General features: G+C 64.2%; 19 protein-coding genes. 4 read left to right on the top strand and 15 right to left on the bottom strand.

Annotated elements, in window-relative coordinates:
• Window positions 1-17 precede the first annotated feature (17 nt).
• Entirely contained in the window at window positions 18-737 is a 720-nt protein-coding gene (locus tag E1748_RS05325) for a DUF2968 domain-containing protein (RefSeq protein ID WP_133646087.1), read from the top strand.
• A 130-nt stretch (window positions 738-867) separates the two neighbouring features.
• Here E1748_RS05325 and E1748_RS05330 read toward each other — a convergent pair whose 3' ends face one another.
• The 12 genes from E1748_RS05330 to E1748_RS05385 form a co-directional block, all read right to left on the bottom strand.
• Window positions 868-1,191: a DUF4148 domain-containing protein gene (locus E1748_RS05330; RefSeq protein ID WP_133646088.1), complete on the bottom strand. Its 324-nt coding sequence runs from the start codon at window positions 1,189-1,191 to the stop codon at window positions 868-870.
• A 283-nt stretch (window positions 1,192-1,474) separates the two neighbouring features.
• A complete protein-coding gene (gndA, locus tag E1748_RS05335) occupies window positions 1,475-2,884 on the bottom strand; it encodes an NADP-dependent phosphogluconate dehydrogenase (RefSeq protein ID WP_133646089.1) in 1,410 nt (469 codons plus the stop codon).
• A 174-nt stretch (window positions 2,885-3,058) separates the two neighbouring features.
• Window positions 3,059-3,673, bottom strand: a complete 615-nt coding sequence (locus E1748_RS05340; RefSeq protein ID WP_240766334.1) for a DUF938 domain-containing protein — start codon at window positions 3,671-3,673, stop codon at window positions 3,059-3,061.
• On the bottom strand, window positions 3,673-4,278 hold the full coding sequence (locus E1748_RS05345) for a pyridoxamine 5'-phosphate oxidase family protein (protein ID WP_133646090.1): 606 nt from the start codon (window positions 4,276-4,278) through the stop codon (window positions 3,673-3,675). Before E1748_RS05345 ends, E1748_RS05340 begins: the two co-directional genes overlap by 1 nt.
• 100 nt (window positions 4,279-4,378) lie before the next feature.
• Entirely contained in the window at window positions 4,379-5,236 is an 858-nt protein-coding gene (locus E1748_RS05350; RefSeq protein ID WP_133646091.1) for an NAD-dependent protein deacetylase, read from the bottom strand.
• 40 nt (window positions 5,237-5,276) lie between these two features.
• The gene (locus tag E1748_RS05355) at window positions 5,277-5,495 is read right to left on the bottom strand and encodes an oxidoreductase-like domain-containing protein (protein ID WP_133646092.1); all 219 of its coding nucleotides are present in this window, start codon (window positions 5,493-5,495) and stop codon (window positions 5,277-5,279) included.
• Window positions 5,496-5,612: 117 nt separating this feature from the next.
• The gene (locus tag E1748_RS05360; protein ID WP_133646093.1) at window positions 5,613-6,371 is read right to left on the bottom strand and encodes an SDR family oxidoreductase; all 759 of its coding nucleotides are present in this window, start codon (window positions 6,369-6,371) and stop codon (window positions 5,613-5,615) included.
• A 91-nt stretch (window positions 6,372-6,462) separates the two neighbouring features.
• Complete coding sequence (locus E1748_RS05365) at window positions 6,463-7,389, bottom strand: glutamate/aspartate ABC transporter substrate-binding protein (protein ID WP_133646094.1); 927 nt, start codon at window positions 7,387-7,389, stop codon at window positions 6,463-6,465.
• A 54-nt stretch (window positions 7,390-7,443) separates the two neighbouring features.
• The gene (locus E1748_RS05370; RefSeq protein WP_133646095.1) at window positions 7,444-8,691 is read right to left on the bottom strand and encodes a D-amino acid dehydrogenase; all 1,248 of its coding nucleotides are present in this window, start codon (window positions 8,689-8,691) and stop codon (window positions 7,444-7,446) included.
• A 105-nt stretch (window positions 8,692-8,796) separates the two neighbouring features.
• Window positions 8,797-9,708 carry a LysR family transcriptional regulator gene (locus E1748_RS05375; RefSeq protein WP_133646096.1) on the bottom strand — a complete coding sequence of 304 codons (912 nt, stop codon included), beginning with the start codon at window positions 9,706-9,708 and terminating at the stop codon, window positions 8,797-8,799.
• A gap of 184 nt (window positions 9,709-9,892) precedes the next feature.
• Window positions 9,893-10,147, bottom strand: a complete 255-nt coding sequence (locus E1748_RS05380) for a GlsB/YeaQ/YmgE family stress response membrane protein (RefSeq protein ID WP_133646097.1) — start codon at window positions 10,145-10,147, stop codon at window positions 9,893-9,895.
• Between the two features lie 87 nt (window positions 10,148-10,234).
• Window positions 10,235-11,629 carry a DUF2252 domain-containing protein gene (locus E1748_RS05385; protein ID WP_133646098.1) on the bottom strand — a complete coding sequence of 465 codons (1,395 nt, stop codon included), beginning with the start codon at window positions 11,627-11,629 and terminating at the stop codon, window positions 10,235-10,237.
• A gap of 403 nt (window positions 11,630-12,032) precedes the next feature.
• Between E1748_RS05385 and E1748_RS05390 the strand changes: the two genes are divergently transcribed.
• From E1748_RS05390 to E1748_RS05400, 3 genes are all read left to right on the top strand, one after another.
• Window positions 12,033-12,548, top strand: a complete 516-nt coding sequence (locus tag E1748_RS05390) for a hypothetical protein (protein ID WP_205965194.1) — start codon at window positions 12,033-12,035, stop codon at window positions 12,546-12,548.
• Between the two features lie 45 nt (window positions 12,549-12,593).
• Window positions 12,594-13,214, top strand: coding sequence for a LysE family translocator (locus tag E1748_RS05395; protein WP_133646099.1), 621 nt, complete (start codon window positions 12,594-12,596; stop codon window positions 13,212-13,214).
• A 176-nt stretch (window positions 13,215-13,390) separates the two neighbouring features.
• Window positions 13,391-14,368, top strand: coding sequence for a 2-dehydropantoate 2-reductase (locus E1748_RS05400; RefSeq protein ID WP_133646100.1), 978 nt, complete (start codon window positions 13,391-13,393; stop codon window positions 14,366-14,368).
• A gap of 86 nt (window positions 14,369-14,454) precedes the next feature.
• Here the strand turns inward: E1748_RS05400 and E1748_RS05405 are convergent, their stop codons facing one another.
• From E1748_RS05405 to oxlT, 3 genes are read right to left on the bottom strand one after another with little or no spacing between them, the layout of a single operon-like run.
• Window positions 14,455-15,906, bottom strand: a complete 1,452-nt coding sequence (locus E1748_RS05405) for an aldehyde dehydrogenase family protein (RefSeq protein WP_133646101.1) — start codon at window positions 15,904-15,906, stop codon at window positions 14,455-14,457.
• Window positions 15,907-15,961: 55 nt separating this feature from the next.
• Window positions 15,962-16,951, bottom strand: a complete 990-nt coding sequence (locus E1748_RS05410; protein WP_133646102.1) for a LysR family transcriptional regulator — start codon at window positions 16,949-16,951, stop codon at window positions 15,962-15,964.
• A 27-nt stretch (window positions 16,952-16,978) separates the two neighbouring features.
• Complete coding sequence (oxlT, locus tag E1748_RS05415) at window positions 16,979-18,307, bottom strand: oxalate/formate MFS antiporter (protein ID WP_133646103.1); 1,329 nt, start codon at window positions 18,305-18,307, stop codon at window positions 16,979-16,981.
• Between the last annotated feature and the right edge of the window lie 333 nt (window positions 18,308-18,640).

Consider the following 18,640-nt stretch of genomic DNA (forward strand, 5'->3'; position numbering starts at 1 on the left):
CACATAAAGGAACTGCGATGAAAAATCTCCTGAACCGGCGCAGCACGCTGCTCGCCAACGGTACCGCCCATCTGGTCCCAGTCGTCCGGGACGATGGATCGGCCTCTGCCGAGGAGGACGCCACCGCGCAGGCGTCGACGACCACCGAGCCGATGCGGCCCGTCACGACGCTGAGGCCGGTACCGGTCGTACCGTCGCAGGTGAACGGTCGCGCGGTGCAGATGGCGGACAGCGCCGAGGTCGAATGGCTCGCGTCCGAAGAAGCGCTGTCGCCGTTCCGGGTCTTTCGCAGCTTCGAGTATTCGGTGAGCCTGCTGTTTCACGCGAAGGAGCTGACGTACTACATCGTGATGTACCAGAACAACGTGCTGTGGCGCGCGCTGAAGGCCGTCGAACTGGAGACGGCGGAGGCGGTGTTCCATCATTTTGAGGAGCAGGCTGCGCGGCTTGCCGACGGCGAGACACGCCGCGCGCAACTCGAAGCGCAGAACGAACAACTCGCGCGGATGATCGCGCATTCGGAGGCGCAGGCCGAGCGGCTGCGCAACGATCTGCAGCGCGGCAGCGCGCAGGAGCAGACGGTGTCGAACCGGCAGCATCAGGTGCGCAAGGAAGTCGCGCAGCTGGAAGCGCAGCGCGTTGCCGCGCAGGCGCAGTTGAACAAGATGCATCGGCAGATTCATCAACTGAATCTGACCAACAACGAAGTGCTGCCACATCTGCCGACGAACCGGTAGCGGGCTGCATTGCAGCGGCTTCAACGTAAAACGGCTCGGCCAGAAACGGCTCGGCCCGGGAGATCCCGGGCCGAGCCGTTTCTACTTCAGGGCTGCCGCGTCGTACCGGCGCCCGTCACTGCTTCGCCGATTAGTGGCCGAAGTACACCGATTGCACGTTGGTCGTCGGGACGATCGTACGGGCACCGCCTTGCGACGAACCGCTGGTCGATGCGCCGTAGCCGCTGGTATCGGCTTGCGCGACGGCCTTCTGTTCGTCGACGCGACGTTGAGCGGCCTGAATGTTGTTCGGGTAATCGTTTTGCTCACCGAGCGGGTTGTAACCCGCCTTTTCCAGCTGGACCAGTTCGGCGCGGACTTGCGCGCGGGTCACCGGCTGGTTCGATTGAGCGAACGAGGCCACCGGAGCGGCGATAAGGGTAGCGATAGCAACTGCACGGATCAGGGATTTCATGATTAACCTCCAGACTTTGTTAGTTCGCTGCGACTCATGTCTTAAGCGATTGATTACAGTCTAGGCAATCGACATCTAAGGGAAAACCCCTGTTTGGATGATTCTCTGTTCCTGGATTTGAAACAATGCCGGCATGGTTTCGGCCCCTAACGACGGGCTATCGCAACAATAGCCCGCAACGCCACCCACACCGTCGGGGCATAAAAACGTTCGGGGCGGCGAGGCCACGCCTCGCCGCCCCGAATATTTCAGACGCTGGTTTTGTGAACCTTAACGCCGCCGCTCAGGACCAGTTCGCGTGGAAGCTGCCTGGCTTGTCGGTACGCTCGAACGTGTGCGCGCCGAAGAAGTCGCGCTGTGCCTGCACGAGATTGGCCGGCAAACGTGCCGACCGGTAGCCGTCGAAGTACGCGATCGCCGACGAGAACGTCGGCACCGGCACGCCCGCCGCAATCGCCGCGGTCACCACGTCACGCAGCGCGGCCTGGTAGTTCGAAGCGATATCGCGGAAGTACGGATCGAGCAGCAGGTTCGCGAGCGCCGGATCCTTCGCGTACGCGTCGGTGATTTTCTGCAGGAAGCGCGCGCGGATGATGCAGCCCGCCCGGAAGATCTTCGCGATCGTGCCGAACTGCAGATCCCACTTGTACTCTTCCGACGCGGCGCGCAGTTGCGCGAAACCCTGCGCGTACGAGATCACCTTGCTGAAGTACAGCGCACGGCGCACGGCTTCGATGAACGCGTTGCGGTCGCCTGTGAACGGCTTCGCGGCCGGCCCTTCGATGACCTTGCTCGCCGCGACGCGCTGATCCTTCAGCGACGACAGCACGCGCGCGAACACCGATTCGGTGATGAGCGGCAGCGGCACGCCGAGATCGAGCGCGTTCTGGCTCGTCCACTTGCCGGTGCCCTTCTGCGCGGCACGGTCGAGAATCACGTCGACGAGATCCTGCCCCGTCTCGTCGTCCTTCTTGCCGAAGATCTTCGACGTGATCTCGATCAGGTAGCTGTCGAGTTCGCCGGTGTTCCATTCGGTGTAGACGCTGCCCAGTTCCGCATTCGACAGGCCTAGCACCTGCTTGAGCACCGCGTAGCTTTCGGCGATCAGCTGCATGTCGCCGTACTCGATGCCGTTGTGGACCATCTTCACGAAGTGGCCCGCGCCGTCCGGGCCCATGTACGCGACGCACGGGTCGCCGTCCGGTGCCTTCGCGGCGATTTCGGTGAGGATCGGTGCGACCAGGTCGTATGCGTCGCGCGGGCCGCCCGGCATGATCGACGGGCCTTTCAGCGCGCCCTCTTCGCCACCCGACACGCCGGTGCCGATGAAGTGCAGACCGGCCTTCGCCAGCTCCTGGTTGCGGCGGATGGTGTCGGTGAAATGCGTGTTGCCGCCGTCGATCAGGATATCGCCCTGGTCGAGCAGCGGCTTCAGCGATGCGATCGTCGCATCGGTCGGTGCGCCGGCTTTCACCATCAGCAGGATGCGGCGCGGTTTTTCCAGCGACGCGACGAATTCTTCCAGCGTGAAGGCCGGCACCAGCTTGCGATCGGGGAATTCCGCGATCAGCTCGTCGGTCTTTTCGCGGCTGCGGTTGTACACGGAAACCGCGTGCCCGCGGCTCTCGATGTTGAGCGCCAGATTGCGGCCCATGACCGCCATCCCCACCACGCCGATTGCCTGCTTGCCCATGTGAACTCTCCAATTCCAGAAAACGGGATGCCCGGTCGCGGATGCTGGCGACGGGGCGTCGAGGATGAAAGGATAAAAGAAATGCCCGGCGACCGCTTGTTTGCTGTCATGCGGCGCGGCCGCATCTTGCAGCACGCCCGCATCGCACGCCCCGCGCGTGGGCAGCAGACGGGCTCAGCGGCGCCGCAGCACGAGGCTGAAATTATTCGCGGGCATCGCGACCGGTTCGCCGCACGCGAAGCCCACTGCATCGCCGAGCGCGACGACCGCTTCCATGTCGCGCACGCCCCAGAGCGGATTGCGGTCGCGCAATTGCAGATCGAAGGCTTCATTGCCCGGCGACGTATGCGCGCCGTGTCGCTTGTACGGCCCGTACAGGAACAGCACGCCGCGTTCGCCGAGCACGCGCGCGGCGCCGTCGAACAGCGCCTGCGCCGCGCTCCACGGCGAGATATGCAGCATGTTGATGCAGACGATCGCATCGGCACGCTCGATGCCCCACGGCAACCGCTCCACGTCGAGATCAAGCGGCGGCCGCACGTTCGTAATGCCGGTGTGCGCGATCCATGCGGTAATCGATTCGCGCGCACGCGGATCCGCATCGCTCGGCTGCCAGTCGACCTGCGGTAACGCGGCGGCAAAACGCATCGCGTGTTCGCCGCTGCCGCTCGCGATTTCGAGCACGCGCGCCGCCGGCGGCAGCGCGTCGCGCAGCACCGCGAGAATCGGTTCGCCGTTGCGTTGCGCGGAGGGGGAATATTGCCGGAGGTCGGTCATCAAATCGGTCATCAGTAGAGGCTCGTGCGAACGCGTTCGGGCAGATCGCGGTCGTAAGCCTGCGCGTCGAACGACGGGCCGCTCAGCCGCCGCAGGATCTCGCCGGTACTCGGCAGCCGCGTCCGCTCGATGTGATGCGTCGGATCCCACAGCTTCGAGCGGGCGACCGCTTTCGAGCAATGAAAGTACACCGCGTCGACGTCGACGATCAGCACCGTGCGCGGCAGCTTGCCGTCCACCTCGAATTGCCGCAACCACTCGGGGTCGGCGGTGATGCGTCCGCGACCGTTCACGCGCAACGTTTCGCCGACGCCCGGCACGACGAACAGCAACGCAAGATGCGGCTCGCGGATTACGTTGCGCAGGCTGTCGATGCGATTGTTGCCCGGGCGGTCGGGAAGCGCGAGCGTGCGCTCGTCGACGATCCGCACGAAGCCCGGCATATCGCCGCGCGGCGAGCAGTCGAGTCCTTCGGGACCGGCAGTAGCGAGCACGGCGAACGGCGCGTGTTCGATGAACAGCCGATAGTCTTCGTTGACGTACGGAATTTCCTTGCGCACCGAGCGTTCGTGCGGCTCGCCGTAGAGGGCTTCGAGTTCTTCGAGCGTCGTCAGCATGAGGGCTCCTGGTGGGCGCCTGGTTATCGGCGACGGTTTCCCGGCACCGCGCGATTCGAGCCGTGATTATCGACGATCCGCGGGTTGCGCAGTGCGCGACTTAATCAGCGGCAAGCAATCCCGCGAGTGCGGTCAATGTCGGCGCGCACGGCGCTTCGACCTTCAGCGTCAGCAGCGGATCGGCCCGCGTGCGGCCGAGATTCAGCACCGCGATCGGCTTGCCCATCTTCTGCGCCCACACGCAGAAGCGGTAGCCCGAATACACCATCAACGACGACCCGACGACGAGCACCGCATCCGCTGCTTCAAGCGCCTGCGTCGCGGCATCGACGCGCTCGCGCGGCACGCTCTCGCCGAAGAACACCACCGCAGGTTTCAGCAGTCCGCCGCACACGGGACATGCGGGCACGCGAAACGAGCCAAGGTCGTGCCACTCCAGATGCGCATCGCCGTCGGCTGCAGGTTCGGCGATCGCATCGAGCAGGCCCGGATTGTCCGCGATCAGCGTGTGCTGGATCGCCGCGCGCGCATGATGCGCGCCGCAGTCGAGACACGTCACGCCGTCAATCCCACCGTGCAGTTCGATCACGCGCTGACTGCCCGCGCGTTGATGCAATCCGTCGACGTTCTGCGTCACCAGCGTCGGTACGTGACCCGCCGCTTCGAGACGCGCGAGCGCGACGTGCGCGTCGTTCGGTTGTGCGTCGGCGACGACCGGCCAACCGACCGTGCTGCGCGCCCAATAACGTTGCCGGGAGGCCACCGAGCCGAGGAATTCCTGCAGCGTGATCGGCGGCGAACGCTTCCACTCGCCGTTCTCGTCGCGATAGCCGGGGATACCTGAATCCGTGCTGATGCCCGCGCCGGTCAGCACGAACAGCCGCGGATGACGCTGCACGAAGTCGTGCAGGTCGGCGAGCATCGGTACATCGGCGGGAGCGAACGGCATCAGGGTCATGAGCGGAAACCGGCAGGGACGAACGAATGCGCGTACACGGTCAGCCTTTTTTGCGCTTCGGCTGCTGCGCCTGTGTTTGCGGATGACGAGCCTCCCACGCAGCCAGCGCGACGCGATAGCGATCCAGCGCATCTTCGTACAGATCGAACACGCACGGCTCGCAACCGCTGCGGCAGCAGTCGTCGAGGCCCGGCTGTTGAGGCGGCTCGGGACGCGGATCGTCTACGACAACAGGTTGGGCGGGTGAAGGCTTCGGCACGGCAGCAAAACGGGATGAGGTGTGCGGGTGGAACGGGACGGCTCAGGCGACCAGTATATGACGGGCCGCCAAACGCCGTCCGACCGCAAACGCATGCAGACGCACGCGCGCAAAACCTCAACCGCGCCCGACGAACGGCATCTTGGTCGCCATGATCGTCATGAACTGCACGTTGGTCGCGAGCGGCAGATCGGCCATATGCAGCACGGCATCGGCGACGTGCTCGACGTCCATCAGCGGCTCGACGGCGATCTCACCGTTCGCCTGGATGATGCCACGTGCCATCCGCTCGGCCATCTCGGTCGCCGCGTTGCCGATATCGATCTGCCCGCAGACGATGTCGTAAGGCCGGCCGTCGAGCGATACCGATTTCGTGAGCCCGGTGATCGCGTGCTTGGTCGCCGTGTACGCGATGCTGTACGGACGCGGCGCATGCGCGGAAATCGAGCCGTTGTTGATGATGCGGCCGCCGCGTGGCGACTGCGTTTTCATCAGGCCAAATGCAGCGCGCGTACACAGGAATACGCCGGTCAGATTGGTATCGACGACGGAGCGCCAGTCGTCGATGGAAAGCTCGTCGATCTCGACGGGCGGCGCACTGCGGCCCGCGTTGTTGAACAGCACGTCGAGGCGCCCGTAGCGCGTGCGGATCGTGTCGAACAGCGCGGCGACGCTCGCGGCGTCCGTCACATCGCAAGCCACCGCGAACGCATCTTCACCGCGCTGCTGTGCTTCGTTCGCGAGCGCCTCGAGCGGTGCCGCGCGACGCCCTGTGAGCACCACCGTGTAGCCGTGCGCGAGCAGCTTGCGCGCACTCGCGAGGCCGATGCCGCTGCCGGCGCCGGTCACGAGCGCGATCTTTTTCGAATCAGTCACAACATGTCTCCTTGCGGACGGAATACAAACGGAATGCAGACAGAATCCAGGCAAAAACGTCCGCGTCCCGCGACATGCGTGACTGCCCGATTCAGTCGAGCGCCCGGTCGTTCGGGTTCGCGAACAGCGATTTCATATCCGCGGACAGCGGATAGTTCAGGTTGATGCCCTTCGGCGGAATGGGTTGCATGAACCACGTCTGATACATCGACGCGGCTTCGCCCGATTTCTGCAGCCGCACGATCACGCCGTCGACGAGCGTCTTGAAGCCGGGATCGTCCTTGCGGAACATACAGCCGTACACCTCGGACATCGGCGGCGTGCCGGTGATCAGATAATCGTCCGGGTCCGCTTCCTTCGCCCTCGCACCATACAGCAGCGGATCGTCCATCACAAATGCAACCGCGCGGCCGCTCTTCACGTTGAGGAATGACTCCGCGTGATCCTTCGCGCTGATGACACTCATCTTCATCCCTTTCTCGACGTTCATCTGCCGCAGCAACCGCTCCTCCGACGTGCCCGCCGTCGTCACGACCGTCTTGCCCGCGAGATCGGAAAAGTCCTTCACACCCGACGATTTCTTCACGATCATCCGCACGCCGTACTGGAAGAAGCTGTTCGAAAACGCAACCTGGTTATCGCGTTCCTTCGTGTGCGTGGTCGAGCCGCATTCGATATCGATCGTGCCGTTCTGCACGACCGGTATGCGGTTCTGCGACGTGATCGGTATTTCCTTCACCTTGATGTCGGGCCGCTTCAATTCCTTGCGGATCTCGTCGACGATCTTCAGCGCGATCGCCTGCGAATAGCCGATGGTGTTCTGGTTCTCGTCGTAGTACGAGAACGGCACCGACGATTCGCGCACGCCGAGCGAGATCACGCCGGTGTCGCGGATTTTCTTCAGCGTCGCGCTTTGTTCCTGCGCTTGTGCTTGTGTCTGCGCCTGCGCATTGCCGAGGCCGGCGATAGTGAGTGCGCATCCTGTTGCGATCGTGGTCAATGCTCCTGCGAATTTCATTGTCTCCTCCTTGAGGTTTGCCTGTTGTTCGTGAGTTTGCTTGATCTGGTGAAGCTATCGCCGCAACGAGTACGCAGCGAGGTCGACCGGCGGCGTGCGGCCCGCGATGGCCTCTGCAACCGCTCGCGCACTGCCGCACGCAAGCGTGAAACCCAGTGCGCCGTGCCCGGTGTTCAGCCACAGATTGCGGTACGGCGTCGCGCCGAGCAGCGGTTTGCTGTCCGGTGTCGCCGGGCGATGGCCGCACCACGTGCGCGCCGCCATGTAATCGCCTGCGCCGGGAAACATTTCCTGCGCGTGGCGTGCAAGCAGCGCGAGCCGCGCAATGCGTTGCCCGAGGTCCATGCCCGCGATCTCGACCATCCCCGCGACACGCAGCCGCGCACCGAGCGGCGCGTACACCACCTTGCGATGCAGATCGGTCACGCTGACGCGCGGCGCACGCGGCGGCGGTGCATCGAGCGTCAGACTGTAGCCGGTCAGCGGATAGATCGGCAGACGTACGCCTAACGTATTGAGCAGCGGCACGCTGCCGTTGCCGAGCGCGACGACGAACGCATCCGCGCGCACGTCGCCGCGTGGCGTACGCGCGGCGATCACGCTGCCGTTCGGCGCGACGAGTTCGCTGACCGGCATCGCATAGCGGATCGTCACGCGATAGCGCCGCTGCAGCACGTCCGCGAGCGCCACGCCGAAGCGATGACAGTCGCCTGCTTCTTCCGACGGTGTATGGATACCGCCCGCGAGCAACGGCTGCGCATCCGCGAGCGCGGGTTCCAGCGCGACGCATGCAGCCGCGTCGAGCGCGTGTTGCTCGACGCCTGCGGCAACCAGCTGTTCCATCCTCCGACGCGCACGTTCGAACTCAACCGGATCGCGGTACACGACGAGCTTGCCGTTGCGCACGTAGTCGAAATCGAGCGCTTCGTCGCGCACGAGCGCATGTAGCGCGTCGCGGCTCAATGCGCCGAGCGCGAGCAGTTCGACGGCGGTTCGACGCGCGCGATGTGTGCGACATGCGAGCAGAAACGACACGCACCAGCGCCACTGCTGCACATCGAGCCGAGGCACGAAGCGCAACGCCGAATCGCGTTGCAGCAGCCATGCGGGTAGGTGCGGCAACACGGCAGGATCGGCGAGCGGCGCGACATAGCTGTAGCTCAACTGACCGCCGTTCGCGAAGCTGGCTTCGAGCGCCGCGCCCGCACGGCCTTCGAGCACGGTCACATCGTGACCATCGCGGGCCAGGTAATAGGCCGTCGTCAATCCCACTACCCCTGCCCCGAGAACGCACACCTGCATGAGTCGGCCATCCGCTGAAATCAGTCGGCGCCAGTGTGGGATGCCGAAAACGGGCGGGCAAATCACCAGACGTGCAGCGTCATAACCTGCGGTTAAGGGTCGCGTTTACGCTGATGTTAGCGATGCGGTGGAAGCGGATTCGAACGGTGCGCGCAGCACGTCGACGAACGCGCGGGCCGCCTGCGAATCGAGGCCGCCGTCGCGCCATACCGCGAACACGCCGACCGACAAGGGCGGTGTGACCGCGCGGATCGTCACCGGTTCGGCGCCGCTGCGCGCAGTCAACTCGTCCAGCAACGTGCGGCCGATGCCGCGCGCGGCCAACGCACGCGCGACGTACCACGTCTGCGCTTCGACAGAAGCCAGCGGACTGTCGAGCCCGGCCGCTTCGAGCGCGTTGTCGATCACCTCGCCGAGCGGATCGACGTTGCCGATGCTGATCCAGTCGTGCTCGACGAGCGTTTGCAGCGACACGGGTTCGCCGTCATCATTCGATGCATCGTCGGGCGGTCCTACGCAGACGAGCGCCGCACGCCCCACTTCGGCGAACGCGATGCCCGGCCGCGCAGGTGGATTCAGCGCGACGCCGAGATCGAGATCGCGTGTGAGCAATGCGTTCAGCAGTTCTTCGGTATGGCGGGTCTGGATTTTCAGCGACACGCGCGGGTAGGCGTCGCGAAACGTCTGCACGGCCTGCGGAATCACGCTCAGCCCAAGACTCGGCAGACAGCCGATGCGCAGATGGCCTTCCGGTTGCAGCGCGAGATTGCGCGCGAGGCGACGGATGCCGTCGAGGTTCGACTGCAGTTTCTGCGTTTCGGAGAACAGTAGCTCGGCTTCGCGCGTCGGTTGCAGGCGGCCGTGTGCTCGATTGAAAAGCGATAGCCCGAGACTGCGCTCGGCATGCGCGAGCACTTTGCTCACTGCGGGTTGCGACACGCACAGCAGATCGGCCGCTTTCGACAGCGAGCCTGTGCGCATGATCGCGTGGAAGACTTCGATGTGACGCAGACGCATGACAGAACCGGTTGAGGCGAACGGATCGTGGAGGTGGCTCGATGCCGACAGGGTACTTCGTGCGCGACCACCGCGTGACGCATGACGTCACGACATGCGAAGCGATGTGCTCGCGCTCACGCGCGTCTATCGTCTATCGATCGACACGCGCGGCCCGCACAAGCCCGCGCGCCCACACCATCACTCACGACATGCGTTTACGCACAAACCCATACACAAAGAGCAACACGATCGCACCGATCACCGACGCGATCCAGCCCGCCGCGTGCCCCGGCTGATACCACCCCGCCGCACGTCCGATGTACCCCGCGATCAGCGAACCCGCAATGCCGAGCACGATCGTCATCACGATCCCCATGCTGTCGTCGCCGGGCTTGATGGCCCGCGCGATCAGACCCACGACCAGCCCGACGATCAACGTTCCGATAAACGAAAGCATGCACCCCTCCTTCTTTTAAGTTGAACGACTTCTGCACTGCTCTTTCGGCGCAACGCGTCGTTGCGACTGCGACTGCTACGTTACGGACTACCGACGCAAGCCGGCCAGGACTTCATCATCGGTACGCGCGTCGAGTTCGCCGCGCCGGCACGCGCTGACGAACCGCTCGTAATCGCGCTCGACCTGGTCCGCGTACGCGCACGCATACGCGGTCAGCGCTTCGAGAAACGGATCGCTACTGCCGATATACGCGGCCAGCTCGATGGCCTTGCCGCTCGCACGTGCATGCGCTCGGGCAAGCGCCCATCCGCACAGTCGCGCGTAGCCTTGCAGCACGCTGCTGTCGAACTGCTCGAGCGCAGCCGACAGTTTCACGTCGTTCAGTTGACGCACATAGAACGGCCGCCCCGAAGGATCGGTCGCCCAGCCGAGAAAGAGGTCGCTTGCTGCCTGCAGCAGCCGCTGCGCGTGCACGACGCGCTCGCCTTCGTGACGCGGCGCCGCCGCCGCGAACGACTGCGCGACCGCCGAGCGATGCGCCTCCTTCGCCTGCAGGAACAGCGGACGGTCGTGATGATCGGTGGCGAGCAGCACGAGGCAGCGCGCACCCACGCTACCGTCGTCGGCGATCTTGAACACGCTGTCCTGCAACGCGAACTGGCCGAGCAGTTCGCTGCGCTCGGCGGTCAGTGTCTTCCGGTAATCGGCGTACAACTGCTCGCCGTCGGCGGCAAGCTCGCTTCCGCCTGCATTGAACAGCGCACCTGCCTCGTCGATATGAAAGAGCGCCGGCGGCTGCGCGCGAATACGCCATGCGTCGCCTTCGCGTACGGCCGCGCTTTCGAGCATGCTCTCGTGCGTGCGCGTCGCCGCTTTCTCCATGCCGCGCCGGATCGCTCGACGATGCTCGGGCGGCAACGCCGATTCGATCATCCGATCGAACGTGATGCGGTCGTACCAGAGTTCGAGTGCGCCGCGCTCCGCATACTGCGCGATGCGTTCGCGATATTCGTCGGCGGCGGTCATCACGAGCTCTTCCGCAGCGCCGCGACTCAACCGCATGTGACGCGCAGCAAGCACCAGACTCGCGGCGAGCCGCTTCAGATCCCACTCGAATGGGCCGGGCGCGGCTTCGTCGAAGTCGTTCAGATCGAAGACGATCTGTCGTTCAGGGGTGGCGAAGCCGGCGAAGTTCAGTAGATGCGCATCGCCGCAGATCGGCGTGACGAGACCCGTATGAGGAACCTGGCCGAGATCGTGAGCCTGCAGGATCGCGCTGCCGCGAAAGAATGCAAACGGCGAAGCGGCCATGCGGCCGTAGCGCAGCGGCACGAGCCGCTCGACGCGGCCCTCGCTCGCGAGCCGCAGCAGATCGAGCGGGTCGCGTTGCAGATCGCCGAGCGCGCGATGGCTCGAGCGTTTCGAGTGTTCGCGCGCGGCGCGTCCGGCTGCCTGCCGCTCTGCGATGGTGCTGGCCCTCATGCGCTGCTCCGTTATTTTGAGACGTCATGAACCGCCTGTGCCGGGGCCCGTCGGACCCCTGCCGGAACACTACCCAGCATCGCTGCAGCGCCCAGCCAGACGTGCGGGCTCGGCTTGCAGACCGTATTAAATCCTGCGCCGAACACATAAGCAAGTACGCCGGTTCGAGCGGCGCGCATCGTCGCGACTGACGCGCGCTTATGAGCAAACCCGGCGCGATTATTGGCAAACATGGACTCACCGGCCATACGCACGGTACCATCCGCCTCAAACGCGCTTCGTCTCTTCAGCTTGCCGCACGGAGCGGCAAGACCCGCATCGCTACGTGGTTCGAACCGGCCTGACCTGCTCCGTCGTGAAATCGCCTTTCTCAACGCACTGCCGCATTCTTTGCACCGCCTCGATGCTGTCGCTGCTGCCGGCCTGCTCGTGGATCGGTCCGTGGTTCGGTTATCACCCCCGCTCGCATGCGGAACCCGTCACCGGCTCGCTTGCCGTCGCTCCCGCGCAGGACTTCGTGTATGAGCCGGCATTCGAAGGTGGCCATTCGGCGAACCGCATCGCGAACACCGCCGTCAGCAGTATTCTGCTGAAGCAGGATGTCAACGCGGCGGTACGCGATGCGATTGCCGCGCAGCTGCGACTGTCGGGCTTCGACCTCGCGGGTACGCGCCGCGTGCTGAGCGGGCGCATCGAGAAATGCTTCGTCGACGATGAACGTTCGCCCGCACGATGGACGCTGAGAATCCGCTACATCGTCACCGACGTCGAGAGCGGCCGCGTCGTCTACACGTCGACGAAAACAGTGCGCCGCGAAGCACCGAAGTTCACCAACAACGCGATCGCGCTGGAAGATACGGTAAGGGCGAACGTGCAGATATTGATGGACGATTCATCGTTCGCCCGCGCGCTCAACTAGCCGCTCAGTTAGCGTCAGCGGCTTCATCTTCTTACGCGAGCCACCATGTCTCTTACCGCCTGGCTGTTTTTCCTGCCCGCCTGCTTCGCGATCAACATGGCGCCGGGCCCGAACAACCTGCTGTCGATCAACGTCGCCGCACGTCACGGTTTCATGACTGCATTCGTCTCGGGCGCGGGACGGCTCGTGTCGTTCGCGCTGATGCTCGTGCTCGCGGCGACCGGGCTCGCGGTCGTGCTGCACGCGTCTGAGATGTTCTTCCTCGCGATCAAGCTGACCGGCGCCGCCTACCTGGTGTGGCTCGCGATCCAGCTGTGGCGTACCGATGCTGGTCCGATGGATGCGCCGACTCAGGACGACGCATCGCTGTGGCGGATCGCACGGCAGGAGTGTCTGGTCGCGGCCGGCAATCCGAAAGCGATCCTCGTGTTCACCGCGTTCCTGCCGCAATTCGTCGATATCGCGAAGCCGATGCTGCCGCAGTTCGCCGTACTCGGCGCAAGCTTCCTCGTCCTCGAATGCTTCGCGATCGCGCTCTATGCGTGCGCGGGCATGTACCTCGGCAAGTGGCTCACGCGCACGAAGGTGCGGCGCTGGTTCAACCGCTGCTGCGGGACGTTTCTCGGTGCGATCGGCATCAGTTTTCTGCTGGTCCGGCGCGGATAGCAGGATCAACGAAGGCGAAAGGTCGCGGGAAAAATCATAAGCAATCGCTAATGATTTTTCCGAGAAACTTTAACTTTCATCAATCGTCGTCCTCCCCTATCCTGCATCGATAGCCTGACCCGAGCGCGAGACACGCCGGCGCAGGCAAGCGGTTTTCAATGTCAGGGGAGGCAACCATGAAGATCTGTATCTTCGGGGCAGGAGCGATTGGCGGAATGATGGGCGTGCAGCTCGCACGCGCGGGAGCGGACGTGAGTTTCGTCGCGCGCGGCCCGCATCTCGCCGCGATGCGCGAGCGTGGCGCGCGTCTGCTGATCGACGGCGAGGAAGTGTCGGCGAAAGTGCGCTGCACGTCCGATCCCGCCGAGCTGGGTGTTCAGGACTACGTGATCATCACGCTGAAGGCGCACTCGCTGCCGGGCGTCGTCGACTCGATGCAGCCGCTGCTCGGCAAGCACACCGCGATCGTCACCGGCGTGAACGGCATTCCTTATTGGTACTTCTACCAGCACGGCGGAAAGTTCGCCGGTACGCGTCTCGCGAGTATCGATCCCGACGGTTCGCAGTGGGCAAAGCTCGGACCGGAACGCGCGATCGGCTGCGTGCTGTACCCGGCCGCGGAAATCGTCGAGCCTGGTCTGATCAAGCACGTGTACGGCAAGAAATTCCCGATCGGCGAACCGGACGGCGAACGCACGCCGCGCATCCAGGCGCTGCATGAAGCGATGCAGTCCGCGGGTTTCGATGCGCCGATCCGCGACAACATCCGCGACGAAATCTGGCTGAAGCTGTGGGGCAACCTGTGCTTCAACCCGATCAGCGCGCTCACGCACGCGACGCTCGATGTGCTGACGAGCGACCCCGGCACACGCGGCGTATCGCGCACGATGATGCTCGAAGCGAAGCGGATCGCCGATCAGTTCGGCGTGCATTTCCGCGTCGACGTCGAGAAGCGGATCGACGGTGCGGGGGCGGTCGGCGCGCACAAGACATCGACGCTGGTCGATCTGGAAAACCGCCGGCCGATGGAAATCGATCCGTTGCTGACGGTGGTGCAGGAGATGGGACGTCTTGTCGGCGAGCCGACGCCGACCATCGATGTCGTGCTTGCGCTCGTCAAGCTGCGCGAACGTATTGCGTTGCAGGGCGGTTGAGCGAAGCAACGCAACGAGACGCCGGGGCTGCGATAACAAAACCGGGCATCGACCGTACAGGTTCGATGCCCGGTTTTGTTTCGTGCTTACGAATCAAGCGCGAGCCACACCGCTTTCGGTTCAGTGAAGTTTTCGATCGCGACGTCACCGTGTTCGCGTCCGAAGCCCGAATCGCCGGTGCCGCCCCATGGCAGCCGCACGTCGGTATAGCCGTAAGTATTGATCCACACGGTGCCCGCACGGAGCTCGCGCGCGACGCGATGCACGCGACCGATGTCCGCACTCCACACACCGGCGGCGAGACTGTACAGCGTGCCGTTCGCGATTCGCAGCGCGTCGGCTTCGTCGTCGAAGGGGATTACGCTCGCGACCGGTCCGAAAATTTCCTCCTGCGAGATGCGCATCTCGTGCTCGACGTTCGAGAACACCGTCGGCTCGACGAAGTAACCGGTCGTCCCGATGCGCTTGCCGCCTGTCACGAGCGTTGCGCCCTCGTCGCGGCCGATATCGACGTAATCGAGCACGGTCTTCATCTGCGCGGCGGAGACAAGCGGGCCCATCGTCGTCTCGCGTGACGACGGATCGCCGACCTTGATCGCCTGCGCACGCGCCGCGAGCCGTTCGACGACCTCGTCGTACACGTCGCGATGCGCGAGAATCCGCGAACCCGCCGAACACACCTGCCCCGTGTTGAAGAAAATGCCCGACGACGCGGCACGTACCGCGCGATCGAGATTCGCATCGGGGAAGATCACGTTCGCCGACTTGCCGCCCAGCTCGAGCGTGACACGCTTGAAGTTGCTCGCAGCCCCTTGCAAAATGCCGCGCCCGACCGAAGGCGAACCGGTGAACGTCACCTTGTCGATGCCCGGATGCGCAACCAGCGCATCGCCGACCACACGCCCCTTGCCGGTCACGATGTTCAGCACGCCGGGCGGCACGCCCGCTTCGAGCGCGAGTTCGCCGATCCGAAGCGCGGACAGCGGCGTGATCTCGGCGGGCTTCACGATCAACGTACAACCGCATGCGAGCGCAGGCGCGATCTTCCACATGCCGATCATCAGCGGGAAATTCCACGGCACGATCGCCGCGACCACGCCGACCGGTTCGCGCACGGTGTACGTCAGCGCATCGGGACGCACAGGCACGACCTGCCCGTTGATCTTGTCGCACCAGCCCGCGTAGTACGCGAGCGTGTCGATCGCGGCGGGCACATCCTGGCGCTGCACGGCGGCAATCGGCTTGCCTGCGTCGCGACTCTCGAGCGCGGCAATCTCATCCTGATGCGTGCGCAGCAGTTCGGCGAAGCGGCCGAGGATGCGCCCCCGTTCGGCCGCACGCATCCCGTTCCACACTTTCAGCGCAGCGCGCGCGGCCCGCACAGCAGTATCGACGTCGGCCGCGCTGCCCTGCGCGACGAGTGCGATCGTCTGCTCGGTCGCGGGATCGATCACGACCGAATAGTCGCCGGTTCCGGGCGGCATCCGTTTTCCGTCGATCAGCAGATCGTGGCGTTGCAGGTCGGCTTGCATGTTCATCGTCTGACTCCTTGCATTGAGAATTCGCGCCGGCCGCGACCAGACCGCACCTGCATCAGCGTGCGTGCAAGGTCGCATTTGCATCGTCCAGCGGATGATCGGCCCGCACGCCATGAGCGGCAGGCCACGTCTTCTTCGAGAAGGCCGCGGGCGTCGTCGCGGCACTGCCGCGCGCGAACTGCGCCCATACCGCGTCGGCATTCGGACGCAGCGAGCGGTTGCGGCGGCGGATCAGCTGCGCGGTCAACGTGGTCTCAGGCAGCAGCGGGACCGCGACGAGCGTCGACGCAAGCGTCTCGCGCGCATCGACGGGCAGCACGCCAACGCCGAGTCCCAGCTCGACCATCCGCAGCACGGCGGCTGCCTGGCCCAGCGCCTGGATCGCGCGCGCGTGCACGCGCTGCGTGTGCAACGCGCCGTCGACGGCGGTACGCACACCCGATTCGGGGTTCAGTGTGATGAGCGGCAGGTCATTGAGTGCGCTCCATTCGAGCGACGCACGCCGCGCAAACGGATGCGAAACGGACAGCAACGCGCAGAGCGTCGCGGTAAAGAGTGGCTGTGCGTGCAAGGTGTCGGGGTTCGGCGCGACGCTCGACAAGATCACGCCGAAATCGACCTCGCCCTGCTCGACGCTGTCGATCACCGCATCGTGCGACCAGTCGCGCGCCGACACGACCAGTTCGGGAAACGCGGTCGCGCAGCGGGCCAGCGCACCGGGCAGCCAGTTCGACGACAGCGTTGGCGACACGGCAACCGCGACCATGCCGGTATGGCCTTCATGTGCCATCCGCTCTTCGCGCAACGTCAGGTCGATTTCATCGAGCAGCCGGCCGATGCGCCGTTCGAGATTCGCGCCGGCCGGCGTGAGTTCGACCTGCCGGGTCGTTCGATCGAACAGCCGCAGGTCGATGGCTTCTTCGAGTTCGCGCACGCAGCGGCTCACAGCCGATTGCGTCAAAGCGAATTCGCGCGCCGCGCGGGTAAAGCTCCGCTGACGCGCGACCGCGACGAAAACCCGCAACTGCTGCAACGATACGTTCATCGCTTTCCCTGTTGCCCAGGCCGCGAACTATTCGCCGGTCTGTTCGGGCCAGTGACTCAACCGCGAAGGATTGGCCGTGTTGAGCACGGGCTCGTCGCTGGCTTCGATGAAGCGCGTGCGCATCGGTGCGAGGATGAACTTCGCGGCGATGCCCGCCGCGATCGTGACCACCGCCGACGCGATGAAGACCGCGTTCCAGCCGCCGGTCGCCGACAGCACCGACGCGATCGGCACGAGCAGCGAGGCTGTGCCCTTCGCGGTGTACAGCGTGCCCGCATTCGCTGCTGCGTACTTGCTGCCGAACGTGTCCGCGCAAGTGGCCGGGAAGATCGAGAAAATCTCGCCCCAGAACAGGAAGATCAGCGCGGCGAACGTCATGAACGCGTACGGGTTCGTACCGAACTCCATCAGCCCGAGCAACGAGAGCCCCTCGCCGATGAAGATCGCGAACATCGTGTTTTCGCGGCCGATCTTGTCGGAAACAAAACCGCACAGCGGACGCGTGAAGCCGTTGCAGATGTTGTCGATCGACAGCGTCGCCGTGAGCAGCGGCAGCGTCATACCGAAGAGGGTCATCGGAATACGGGCAAGGCCCCAGTCCTTCGCGATCGGACCGATCTGCGCGGTCGCCATCAGACCGCCCGCGGCCACTGCAACGAACGACACATAGATCACCCAGAACACCGGCGTCTTGATCATCTGGCCCGGCGTGTAGTCCATCTTCGTGACCGCGAAGCGCTTCTTCACTACAGCGATCTTGCGCGCTTCCGGCTTCTTCAGCAGCAGAGCCAGGATGAAGATGCTTACGCCCTGCAGAATGCCGAACACGAAGAACGCGTGCTCGTAGCCCGAGCGCGTGATCATGTTGGCGATCGGAATCACCGTTATCGCGGCACCCGCGCCAAAACCCGCAGCAGTCAGCCCCGCCGCAAGACCGCGTCGGTCCGGAAACAGTTTCAGCGCATTACCGACGCACGTGCCGTACACGCCGCCCGCACCGATACCGGCGATGATGGCCGCGATATAGAGTTCCGGCAGCGTGGTCGCGTACGAGTTCATCACCCACGCAATGCCCGCGCACAACGCACCGACCGCAACGACCGGACGCGGACCGAACTTGTCGACGAGCCAGCCTTCCACCGGCACGAGCCAGGTCTCGGTGAGAATGAAGAGCGAGAACGCGAGCTGGATCGAAGCCTGCCCCCAGTGATGTCGCGCATTCATCGGTGCGACGAAAAGCGTCCACGCGTATTGAAGATTCGCGACGAGCGCCATGCATAGCATGCCGATGACAAGTTGAGACCACCTGTTCGACCAGAAAGGCGTCGCCGTGGCCTGCGGGATATTCGCGTTCATGCAGTGTCTCCGCTATGTATTCAGGGTCGCCGGCGTTATCGCCGTGCGCGATACATCAGTACTTATAGTTGTGCCCGCCGTGGCGGGGATGCTGCCAGTTCAACGTCTTTGCGCGGCTATAAATTCCTTGAATTCGCGCAATTAAAAATCGAATGCCAATTCTGATCGAGAGGCTTGTGGCAAGTGCATCGCAGCCGGTTCGCCTCCACCACAACTTGCGAAAAAACCCGTGTTAACCCGATGTTTTCGCTGTTTTCCATCTGCTTACAGTTTCCATCCTAGGGTCTATGCTCGATCAGTGATAATTAAAGTTTGTTAGTATTTGGATTCATA

The sequence above is a fragment of the Paraburkholderia flava genome, assembly GCF_004359985.1.
GTDB classification, from domain to species: Bacteria; Pseudomonadota; Gammaproteobacteria; order Burkholderiales; family Burkholderiaceae; genus Paraburkholderia; species Paraburkholderia flava.